The 11278-nt window shown below is 67.9% G+C and carries 8 protein-coding genes and 1 pseudogene; 6 read left to right on the top strand and 3 right to left on the bottom strand.

The features are described 5' to 3' along the window. The 3 genes from FKP22_RS10215 to FKP22_RS10225 form a co-directional block, all read left to right on the top strand. Positions 1-822 (top strand): GMC family oxidoreductase (locus tag FKP22_RS10215; RefSeq protein WP_233446831.1); only part of this gene is annotated, 822 nt, incomplete at its 5' end. A gap of 329 nt (positions 823-1151) precedes the next feature. Beyond that, on the top strand, positions 1152-1913 hold the full coding sequence (locus FKP22_RS10220) for a TSUP family transporter (protein WP_375140573.1): 762 nt from the start codon (positions 1152-1154) through the stop codon (positions 1911-1913). 141 nt (positions 1914-2054) lie between these two features. Next, complete coding sequence (locus tag FKP22_RS10225; RefSeq protein ID WP_231010603.1) at positions 2055-3788, top strand: AMP-binding protein; 1734 nt, start codon at positions 2055-2057, stop codon at positions 3786-3788. Positions 3789-3818: 30 nt separating this feature from the next. Here the strand turns inward: FKP22_RS10225 and FKP22_RS10230 are convergent, their stop codons facing one another. Then, the gene (locus FKP22_RS10230) at positions 3819-6023 is read right to left on the bottom strand and encodes a malate synthase G (protein WP_141287391.1); all 2205 of its coding nucleotides are present in this window, start codon (positions 6021-6023) and stop codon (positions 3819-3821) included. A gap of 159 nt (positions 6024-6182) precedes the next feature. Here FKP22_RS10230 and FKP22_RS10235 point away from each other — a divergent pair, with 159 nt between their 5' ends. Further along, positions 6183-7103 carry a LysR family transcriptional regulator gene (locus tag FKP22_RS10235; protein ID WP_141287392.1) on the top strand — a complete coding sequence of 307 codons (921 nt, stop codon included), beginning with the start codon at positions 6183-6185 and terminating at the stop codon, positions 7101-7103. Between the two features lie 55 nt (positions 7104-7158). Here FKP22_RS10235 and FKP22_RS10240 read toward each other — a convergent pair whose 3' ends face one another. Continuing rightward, a complete protein-coding gene (locus FKP22_RS10240) occupies positions 7159-7521 on the bottom strand; it encodes a PsiF family protein (protein ID WP_141287393.1) in 363 nt (120 codons plus the stop codon). 126 nt (positions 7522-7647) lie between these two features. Then, positions 7648-9108 (bottom strand): serine/threonine-protein kinase, encoded by a 1461-nt coding sequence (locus tag FKP22_RS10245; protein WP_310733315.1) that lies wholly within the window; start codon positions 9106-9108, stop codon positions 7648-7650. Positions 9109-9286: 178 nt separating this feature from the next. Between FKP22_RS10245 and argS the strand changes: the two genes are divergently transcribed. After that, complete coding sequence (argS, locus tag FKP22_RS10250; protein WP_141287394.1) at positions 9287-10999, top strand: arginine--tRNA ligase; 1713 nt, start codon at positions 9287-9289, stop codon at positions 10997-10999. A gap of 31 nt (positions 11000-11030) precedes the next feature. Continuing rightward, positions 11031-11278 (top strand): annotated as a pseudogene (locus FKP22_RS10255) (SPOR domain-containing protein); the annotation flags it as partial.

Raw genomic sequence — 11278 nt, forward strand, 5'->3', positions numbered from 1 at the left:
GGCATTGAGGTGCGCCAGCCGCTGGCGGGCGTGGGCGCCAACCTGCAGGATCATTTGCAGATCCGCGCGGTGTTCGGCGTGAACGGCGTGCGCACGCTCAACACCATGGCCAGCTCGCACTGGGGCAAGGCGCGCATCGGGCTGGAATACCTGCTGCGCCGCAGTGGGCCGATGAGCATGGCGCCGTCGCAGCTCGGCGCCTTCACCCGCTCGGACCCGGGCCAGCGCTGGGCCAACCTGGAGTACCACGTGCAGCCGCTGTCGCTGGACGCCTTCGGCGAGCCGCTGCACCGCCACAACGCCTTCACAGCCAGCGTCTGCAACTTGAACCCGGCCTCGCGCGGGCGGGTGCAGATCACCTCCAGGGACCCGGCTGCTGCGCCGTCCATCCTGGCCAACTACCTGTCGGCCGAAGAGGACAGGCGCGTGGCGGCCGATTCGCTGCGCGTGACCCGTCGCATCGTGCAGATGCCGGCGCTGGCGCGTTACCAGCCGAAGGAGCTCAAGCCCGGCCTGCAGTTCCAGACCGACGATGAGCTGGCCCGGCTGGCGGGCGACATCGGCACGACGATCTTCCATCCGGTCGGCACCTGCCAGATGGGCCGCGCCGACGATTCCGCTGCGGTACTGGACAGCCGGCTGCGTGTTCGCGGCGTGCGCGGGCTGCGCGTGGCAGATGCCAGTGTGATGCCGCGCATCACCAGCGGCAACACCAATTCGCCAACGCTGATGATTGCCGAACGTGCGGCGGCCTGGATCATTGCCGAGCGGCAGGCTGCGCAACGCGAAGGTGCACCGGTGGCCCATGCATCGGTTGTCTGATGACGGAAAGGGTAGGTAAAGATCCGTATTTTGACCGGGAAAGCCCTGATGCGAAAAACGTGCTTGCTCCATTACAGTGCAGGCACTTTCAGCGCAATGCCCTTCTGTGGTGCGCTGCTGAAGGGGGTCCCGAGGAGACAAACCGGGCCAATAACCAGAACTCATGCCGCCCGCAAGGCCTGTAGATCGCGAGATCGGTACAGGCCGAGCAGAAATGAAAATGTGAAAATGCAAGGGCGCCAACGCTAGTTGGCGCCCTTGCGCCATTCTGGGGCCAGGTTTTGCGGCGCTGTTGCGGCGCCCGGGCACTTTCCAATTTTTACCGACCGATGCTGGACCTGCTGGTGGTTGCGGCCGCCTCCGGGCTGGCTGGTTTTGTCGATGCAATCGTCGGTGGCGGCGGCCTGGTACTGGTCCCCGCGCTGTTTGCCACCTACCCCGGCGCGCCACCTGCCTCGCTGATGGGCACGAACAAGGGCGGCGCGATCTGGGGCACCGCCTGGGCGGCGCGGCAGTTCGCCCGCCGCGTCAGCCTGAACTGGCGTGGGTTGATGCCGGCCGTGGCCATGGCGCTGCTGGGCAGCTGGGCGGGCGCCTGGACGCTCACCCAGGTCAGTGCCGACGGCCTGCGCAAGGCCTTGCCGCTGGTGCTGCTGGCCATCCTGGCCTACACGCTGGCCCGCAAGGACCTTGGCCGCGAACACGCGCCGCGCCTGGCCGCTGCGCGCGAAAGCCTGGCAGCCGGCGTGATCGGCCTGTGCATCGGCTTCTACGACGGATTCTTCGGCCCCGGTACCGGCAGCTTTTTCGTCTTCCTGTTCGTGCGCATCCTGGGCTACGACTTCCTGCACGCTTCCGCCGCGGCCAAGCTCCTGAACACGGCCACCAACGGCGCCGCGCTGCTGCTGTTCGCCTGGAAGGGCCATGTCTGGTGGCAGGTGGCTGCGGTGCTGGCGGTCACCAACGTGGCCGGCAGCTTGCTGGGCACCCGCATGGCGCTGCGCCATGGCGCGGGCTTTGTGCGCGGCGTGTTCATCCTGGTGGTCAGCGCGCTGATCCTGAAGACCGGCTACGACGCTTTCCTTCGGTGAATGGTCTGCGGCAAAAGCCTGCCGCGCTGTCCGCAACGGTGTCTTCCCTGAGCGCCGCCGCAAACGCGGGTTCCCGCGGATGGCGGCGGCTTGGCAGGCCCTTAGCCTGCGATGACATTTGTTCATCCACAGGGTCGGTCCATGAATGCACCTCTCGCTCCCGAATCGGTGATGTCCGTGCACACCCAGTTCGTCGAGGCACCGCCCGAGGCGCTGGCACTGCAGCGGCTGTACCACTGGGAACGCACGCAGCCGCAGCGCGTGGCCTTCGTGCAACCCGTCGGCAATGGCGAGGTGCGCGAGTTCACCTGGGCCGAGGTGCTTCAGCAGACCCGGCGCATCGCCACCCACCTGCAGCAGCGAGGTTTCGAGCCTGGCTCGAAGATCGCCATCCTGGCCAAGAACTGCGTCTGGTGGTTGATGGCCGACTACGCGATCTGGATGGCTGGCCACGTCTCGGTGCCGCTCTACCCCACGCTGGCGGCCGACACCATCGGCCAGATCCTGAGCCACAGCGAAGCCAGGCTGCTGTTCATCGGCAAGCTGGACAACTTCGACGCGATGGCGCCTGGCATTCCCGCCGGCCTGCCCTGCGTGAGCATGCCGCTGGCACCCGAACGCGCACGCGGTGAACGCTGGGATGCGCTGCTGGCGGCTTGCGCGCCACTGGCCGGCGAGCCGCTGCGAGAGCCGGGCGAGCTTTGCACGCTGATGTACACCTCCGGCACCACCGGCGCGCCCAAGGGCGTGATGCACAGCTTCGGCAACTTCGCCTGGGCCATCAGTTCCGGCCTGCGCCGGCTGGAGATCGACCACCGCGCCCGCATGCTGAGCTACCTGCCGCTGTCGCACGTGGCCGAGCGCACGCTGCTGGAGCACGGCCAGCTGGCCACCGGCATGCGCGTGTACTTTGCCGAGCGGCCGGAAACCTTCACCGCCGACCTGCAGCGCGCCCGCCCGACCTGCTTCTTCTCGGTGCCGCGGCTGTGGGTCAAATTCCAGCAAGGCGTCTTGGCGCGCATGCCGCAGGCCAAGCTGGACCGCTTGCTGCGCATCCCGCTGGTGGGCCAGCTGGTGCGCAAGAAAGTGCTGGCCGCACTGGGGCTGGACAAGTGCCGCGTGGCCGCCGGTGGCGCCGCGCCCATGCCACCCGAGCTGCTGCGCTGGTACGAGCGCCTGGGCCTGTCCATCGTCGAGGTCTACGGCATGACCGAGAACTGCGGCGTCAGCCACGCCACGGTGGTCGGCCTGCCGCAGCCGGGCACGGTGGGCATTCCGTATGAAGGCGTCGAAAGCCGGCTGGACCCGCTGGACGGCGAGATCCAGATGCGCAGCCCGGCCGTCATGCAGGGCTACTTCAAGGAACCCGAGCTGACCCGAGAGGCCTTCACCGAAGACGGCTGGCTGCACACCGGGGACAAGGGCCAGTACGACGAGCAGGGCAACCTGCGCATCACCGGCCGCGTGAAGGACTTGTTCAAGACCAGCAAGGGCAAGTACGTTGCGCCCGCGCCCATCGAGGACAAGCTGGTGATGCACCCGGCGGTAGAAGCCTGTTGCGTCAGCGGCGCCAGCCTGGGCCAGCCGCTGGCGCTGCTGATGCTCAATGCCGACGCGGTCGCCAAATGTGCCGACACCGCCTTGCGCATGGAACTCGCCGCCTCACTCGCCGAACATCTGCAAGCCATCAACCAGCGCCTGGACCCGCACGAACAACTCGCCTGCCTGGTCATCGTCACCGAAGCCTGGACGGTGGACAACGGCCTCATCACCCCCACCTTCAAGATCAAGCGCAACCGCGTGGAGACGCTGTATGCGCACCACTACGAAAGCTGGACCGGGCGCGGGCAGGCGGTCGTCTGGGCGCAGGACTGAGAATTTTCCCAGCGACTGCGCCGAGGTCGTTCAGGCCCCAGCCTTTACTTTCAGCCGCCACGCGTGCAGCAGCGGCTCGGTATAGCCGCTCGGCTGTTCCTTGCCCTTGAACACCAGGTCCAGCGCCGCCTGGTAGGCCGCACCGGTGGGGTTTTTGGCCAGGCTTTGGTAGAGCGGGTCGCTGGCGTTTTGCTGGTCCACCACCTGGGCCATGCGGGCGAAGGTGTCGCGCACCTGGGCTTCGCCGACCACGCCGTGCTGCAGCCAGTTGGCAATGTGCTGGCTGGAGATGCGCAGCGTGGCGCGGTCCTCCATCAGGCCGATGTTGTGGATGTCGGGCACCTTGGAGCAGCCCACGCCCTGGTCCACCCAGCGCACCACGTAACCCAGGATGCCCTGCGCGTTGTTGTCCAGCTCCTGCTGGCGCTCGACCTCGCTCCAGTTGGCATCCTTGGCCACCGGCACGGTCAGCAGGTTCGCCAGGATGGCTTCGCGCTCGCCGTTGCTGTCCATGGCCAGCGCCTGCTGCTCCAGCTCCTTTTGGACCTGGGCGACGCTGACCTGGTGGTAGTGCAGCGCGTGCAGCGTGGCGGCGGTGGGGCTGGGCACCCAGGCGGTGTTGGCGCCGGCCTTGGGGTGGCCGATCTTCTGCTTGAGCATCTCGGCCATCAGGTCCGGCATGGCCCACATGCCCTTGCCGATCTGGGCCCGGCCGCGCAGGCCGCATTGCAGGCCGACCAGCACGTTGCTCTTCTCATAGGCCTGGATCCAGGCGCTGGTCTTCATGTCGCCCTTGCGCAGCATGGGGCCGGCAAACATGGCGGTGTGCATCTCGTCGCCGGTGCGGTCCAGGAAGCCGGTGTTGATGAAGGCGACGCGGCTGCCGGCCGCGGCAATGCAGGCCTTCAGGTTCACGCTGGTGCGGCGCTCTTCGTCCATGATGCCCAGCTTCACGGTGCTGGGCGCCAGGCCCAGCAGCTGCTCGACGCGGCCGAACAGCTCGGCAGCAAACGCCACCTCGGCCGGACCGTGCATCTTGGGCTTGACGATGTAGACCGAGCCCTGGCGCGAGTTGGTGATGCCATTGGCGCCGTGGCGCTGCAGGTCGTGCAGCGCGATGGTGGTGGTCACCACCGCGTCCATGATGCCCTCAGGCACCTCTTTGCCGTCGCCCCACAGGATGGCCGGATTGGTCATCAGGTGGCCGACATTGCGCACGAACATCAGCGAGCGGCCGTGCAGCACGACCTGGCCCTGGCCGCTGGGGGCCGTGTAGACGCGGTCGGCGTTCAGGCGGCGGGTGAAGGTCTTGCCGCCCTTGCTGACTTCCTCGGTGAGCGTGCCCAGCTGAATGCCCAGCCAGTTGCGGTAGGCCAGCACCTTGTCCTCGGCGTCTACCGCGGCGACCGAGTCTTCCAGGTCCAGGATGGTGGACAGCGCGGATTCGACGATCAGGTCGCTGACGCCTGCCGCGTCGGTCTTGCCGATGGCCGTCGTCGGGTCGATCTGCAGGTCCAGGTGCAGGCCGTTGTGCACCAGCAGGACCGAAGACGGCGCGGCCGCGTCGCCCTGGTAGCCGGCGAGCTGCTTCGGGTCGGCCAGTCCGGTCAGCGTGCCGCCCTTCAGGTGCACGACCAGCTGGCCGGCTTCGATCGCGTACTTCGTCGCGTCCACATGGCTGGCCGAGACCAGCGGCGCGGCTTGGTCCAGCACCTGGCGGGCGTAGGCGATGACCTTGGCGCCGCGCACTGGGTTGTAGCCCTGGCCCTTCTCCGCGCCGTCGGCCTCGGGGATCACGTCAGTGCCATAGAGCGCGTCGTACAGGCTGCCCCACCGCGCGTTCGCGGCGTTCAGCGCATAGCGAGCGTTCAGGATGGGCACGACCAGCTGCGGCCCGGCTTGCGTGGCCAGCTCGGCGTCCACGTTGGCGGTTGTCGCCTTGACGTCCGCCGGCACCGGCACGGTGTAGCCGATCCTGGCCAGGAAGGCTTGGTAGGCCGGCATGTCGGTGATGGGGCCGGGATGGGCCTTGTGCCAGCCGTCCATCTCGGTCTGGATGCGGTCCCGCTCGGCCAGCAGCGCGGCGTTCTTGGGCGCCAGATCGTGCACGATGGCATCGAAGCCGGCCCAGAAGGTGGCCGCCGAGACACCGGTGTTGGGCAGCACCTGTTCATTGATGAACTGGTGCAGCACCGGGGCGATCTGCAGGCGGTGTTCGGTGATGCGGGTGCTCATGGGGATGTCCTTTGCAGGGCTGGAGTCAGGAAGCGTCAATGAGTCTGAATGCGGGCGGGCCGCCATGCCGGGGAATTTATTTGATACTCTGACAAAGATTAAGTCCCGAGTCTGCGATTGATTTGTGACTTTAAGTTTGGAATCAAGCCGGGAGCACGCATGGACCGCCTGAAGCAGATGGAAACCTTCGTGGCGGTGGCCACCCGGGGCAGCCTGACGGCCGCTGCCCAGGCCGAAGGTGTGGCACCGGCGCTGATCGGCCGGCGCATGGATGCGCTGGAGGCGCGGTTGGGCGTCAAGCTGCTGCAGCGCACGACGCGCCGCATCAGTCTGACGCACGAAGGCAGCGCTTTCCTCGAAGATTGCCAGCGCTTGCTGGCCGAGGTCAACAACGCCGAGGCCAGCGTGTCGGCCGGTGGGGTCAGGGCCAGCGGGCATGTGCGCATCACCGCACCGGCGGGATTCGGCCGCCGGCACGTCGCGCCACTGGTGCCCAGCTTTCTGGCCCAGCACCCGGAGGTCAGCCTGTCGCTGAACCTGTCGGACCGGCTGGTCGACATCGTCAACGAAGGCGTGGACTGCGCGGTGCGCGTGGGCGACCTGCCCGATTCCAGCCTGATCAGCGTGCGCCTGGCCGACAACCGCCGCCAATGCGTGGCCACGCCGGCCTACCTGGCCCGCGCCGGCACACCCAGGCACCCATCCGAGCTGAACCGCTTCGCCTGCCTCACGCTCAGCTCAGAAGCCAGCCAGAGCCGCGGCTGGGCGTTTCGGGTCGACGGGCAGGTCACTTACCTGCGCCCGGCCGGCCGGCTGGACTGCAGCGATGGCCAGGTGCTGCACGAATGGTGCAAGCGCGACCTGGGCATCGCCTGGCGCAGCACCTGGGAGGTCCAGGCCGATCTCGAAGCCGGGCGGCTGGCCAGCCTGCTGGATGAATTCGCCGCGCCGCCCAACGGCATCTACGCCGTCTTTCCTAGCGCCCGGATGCTGCCACTGCGCGTGCGCCTGTGGATCGATTTCCTCAAGCAGACCTATGGCGACGCCGCCTACTGGCGCGGCAACGCGGTCCAGACGTGACAACGGCGCCGGCTGCGGGTGGCAGCGGGCGCCGTCCAATGGCGAGCCTGGCGGTTTACTTCGCGCTCAGGCAGTCCTTCATGAAGGCCTTGCGGGCATCGCCGGTGAGGGCCTTGGTCTTCGCGTCGGCATTGCAGGTCTTCATCTTCGACTGCTGCGCCGTGGCGCTCGCCGCCGCTTCCGGCGCCGCCGCCGCGCCCGCCGCGCTCAGGCACTGCTTCATGAAGTCCTTGCGCGCATCGCCGGTCAGCGCCTTGGTCTTCGCATCGGCATTGCAGGTCTTCATCTTGTTCTGCTGCGCCGCAGCAGAAGCGGAGGGCGCCGGTGCAGCGGCCGACGCAGCGGGCGCGGCAGGCGTTGCGGCAGCGGCAAGACCGACCAGGCTGGTCAAAGACAGGGCAAGGATGAGCTTCTTCATGGCGTGGGTCCTTTGTGAATCGATGGGGCGACGTGCCCGAACAGCCAGGGCCTCCTCGCCCTGACGTCGCGATTCAACGCCAACTCTGCGCGGCGGTGCACAGCGGCCGGAAAAATATTCGTCAACTCAGAGGATGCGCCGCGGATGGTCCAGTGCCTCGTGCGCGGCATGCAACCGCCGCACCAGCACGCGGATGAAGCCGCGGTCGAAGCGGTGGCGGGTGGGTGGGCTGAGCTGGTCCAGCGATTCGGGCGTGAACGAGACGGTGGTGCAGGCCTGGGTGGTGACGATGTCGGCACTGCGCTGGCGCAGCTCGGAGCTGGGGGCGAGGTAGGCCATTTCGCCGACGGAGGTGCCGGGGCCCAGTGTGGCGACGACCTGGCTGTTGCGGCGGATCTCGACTTCGCCCTGGGCAATGATGTGGAAGCGGCGGCCTTCCTGGCCGGCGCGGCCGATGTGGTGGCCCAGCGGGAAGCGCTGCCAGCGGGCCCGGTGCACGACTTCCCACAGCTCGGCGTCGCCAAAGTCGGTGAAAAAGTCCAGCGTGCGCAGCAGGTTGAAGCGTTCGGAATCAAGCACACGCTGCAGGGGGCCGCGCGGCACTTCGTTGTGGGTGATCAGGCCGGACAGCGCCTCGGCGAATGCTTCCCAGGTGGCGGGGCGGTCCGCGGGCTTTTTCTGCAGGGCGCCACGGATCACCTGGTCCAGCGCTTCGGTCACGCCGTCGCGGCAGCCCATCAGCGAAGGCGGCTCGGCCTTCCAGATCTGTTGCAGCAGCGCGCCCTGGTGCTCGGCCTCGAATGGCGGGCGGCCGGCCACCAGGTGGTAGAGCAGTGCGGCCAGCGAATACATGTCGGCACGGCAGTCCAGCTCGGCGCCGTCCAGCTGTTCGGGCGACATGTAGGCCAGCGAGCCGACACGGTGCACCTGTGTCTCGTCGGCCGTCATGTTCAGCGCGCTGCCGAAGTCGGTGACCTTCAGGTCGATGATGTCGTTGCCGTCCACCACCACCAGGATGTTGGCCGGCTTCACGTCGCGGTGGATCACGCCCTGGCGGTAGACGTAGTTCAGCGCCATCGCGCACTTGAAGCCGACTTCCACCACCTGCTCCAGCGACAGCAGGCGCTCGGGCGAGCAGAAGTGCTTCAGCGTCAGGCCGGGCACGTAATCCATCACCAGGTAGGGCGCGACCGGATCGTCGACCGCGTCGAGGATGCGCACCACGTTCGGATGGTTCAGCCTGCCCACCAGCGCGGCCTCAGCGGCGAAGAAGCGCTCTGAGAAGCGCCGCTCCAGCGCGGTCGCCTGAGGGCCGGGGCGCACGCGCTTGACGGCCACCTCGCGCTTGTGGAACAGGTCCTGCGCGAGAAAGACTTCGCTGGTCGCACCAGTGCCCAGCCTGGCCAGCACCGGGTACTTGCCGATGGCCTCGGGCAGGTCGCGGGGCGGCATCGCCAGCGTGATGTCGGGCTGCGAAGGCGAGGACGAGGTGCTCGCCGAGCCGCCGCCACGCGCGCTGGTCCGGGACGAGGTGCGGGTGGCCGAGGTCGACGAAGCGCGCGGCGAGGATCGCGAAGAGGTGCTCAAGACAGGCAGGCGAGAAAGGGTGGGGGGCGGCCTTGGCGCACAGCACCACCCGAGCCTGCACTGTGCACCTTCGCGCCAACGCCAATCCGTCGATCAGCCCGCTGCCAGCCGGGCTTTTCGCTGCCGCCCCGGGGGCCGGCGCCGGGCGCGGCAGGCCCCGAACCGTAGAATCCCGCCCATGATCCAAGCCAAGGCAGAGCTCCAGTCCGCGCTGGCCGCTGCGGTCGCGCAACTGGCGCCCGACACCGCCCTCGTCCCCCAATTCGAATCGCCCAAGCAGGCCGCCCATGGCGACCTGGCGATCACCGCTGCGATGCAGCTGGCCAAGCCGATGCGCGCCAACCCGCGCGCGGTGGCCGAACAGCTGATTGCGCTGCTGAACCAGCAGCCGGCCTTCCAGCGCTGGGTCAGCGCACTGGAAATCGCCGGCCCCGGCTTCATCAACCTGCGCCTGGCGCCGGCGGCCAAGCAGGCCGTGGTGGCCGAGGTGCTGGCCGCGCCGGAGCAGTTCGGTCGCCAGCCGGCCAACGGCAAGAAGCTGATGGTGGAGTTCGTCTCGGCCAACCCGACCGGGCCGCTGCACGTGGGCCACGCCCGTCAGGGCGCGCTGGGCGACAGCCTGTGCCACCTGTTCCAGACGCAGGGCTTCGACGTCACCCGCGAGTTCTATTACAACGACGCGGGCGTGCAGATCGCCACGCTGGCGCACAGCACCCAGCTGCGCATCAAGGGCTTCAAGCCAGGCGACGATTGCTGGCCCACCGATCCGGACAACCCGGAGAGCAAGAAGTTCTACAACGGCGAATACATCGCCGACATCGCGGCCGACTTCCTGGCCAAGAAGACGGTGAAGGCCGACGACCGCGAGTTCACAGCGTCGGGTGACCCGGAAGACCTGGACAGCATCCGCCAGTTCGCGGTGGCCTACCTGCGCCACGAGCAGGACCTGGACCTGCAGGCCTTTGGCGTGAAGTTCGACAGTTACTACCTGGAAACCAGCCTCTACAGCTCGGGCCGGGTGGACGACACGGTCGCCCGGCTGCAGGCCGCCGGCGTGACCTACGAGCAAGACGGCGCGCTGTGGCTGCGCAGCACCGACTACGGCGACGACAAGGACCGCGTGATGCGCAAGTCCGACGGTTCGTACACCTACTTCGTGCCCGATGTGGCCTACCACGTGGCCAAGTTCGAGCGTGGCTTCACCAAGGCCATCAACTGCCAGGGCACCGACCACCACGGCACCATCGCCCGGGTGCGCGCCGGCCTGCAGGCCGTGGGCGCCGGCATCCCGCAGGGCTACCCAGACTACGTGCTCAACACCATGGTGCGCGTGATGCGCGATGGGGCCGAGGTCAAGATCGGCAAGCGCGCTGGCGGTTACATCACGCTGCGCGACCTGATTGAGTGGACCAGCCGGGACGCGGTGCGCTTCTTCCTGATCAGCCGCAAGGCGGACACGGAGTTCACCTTCGACATCGACCTTGCGCTCAAGCAGAACGACGAGAACCCGGTGTTCTACGTGCAGTACGCCCATGCCCGCATCAGCAAGGTGCTGCGCGACTGGGTGGGCGAGCACGGCGGCGACCTGGCCACGCTGCCGCAGGCCGACCTGTCGCTGCTGACTGCGCCCTCGGAAGCTGCGCTGATGCTGAAGCTGGCCGAATACCCCCAGATGCTGACCGGCGCCGCGGCGGACCTGGCGCCGCACGACGTGGCCTTCTACCTGCGCGACCTGGCCTCGGCCTTCCACAGCTACTATGCGGCCGAGCGATTTTTCGTCGACGGCAATGCGGCGCTGACCCAGGCCCGGCTGGCGCTGCTGGCCGCGACCCGCCAGGTGCTGCGCAATGCGCTGGCCTTGCTCGGCGTGAGCGCGCCGGAGTCGATGTGACATGGACGTTGCGCGAGCAGCAGGAGTTGGCATGAATCGAGTTGGCGGCGTCCGTCGGGCGCAGCGCGGTGGCTTTTTGCTGGGCCTGATCATCGGCCTGCTGGTGGGCCTGGCGGTGGCGCTGGGCGTGGCGCTCTACATCGCCAAGGTGCCGGTACCCTTTGTCGACAAGGTCGGCCACCGCAGCGCCGAGCAGGACGCGGCCGAAAACGAAAAGCTCAAGAGCTGGGACCCGAATGCCGGCCTGGTCGGCAAGCAGGTGCCGCGCCCGGCGATGGC

Source organism: Ideonella azotifigens (genome assembly GCF_006519715.1).
Classification (GTDB): Bacteria; Pseudomonadota; Gammaproteobacteria; order Burkholderiales; family Burkholderiaceae_C; genus Ideonella; species Ideonella azotifigens.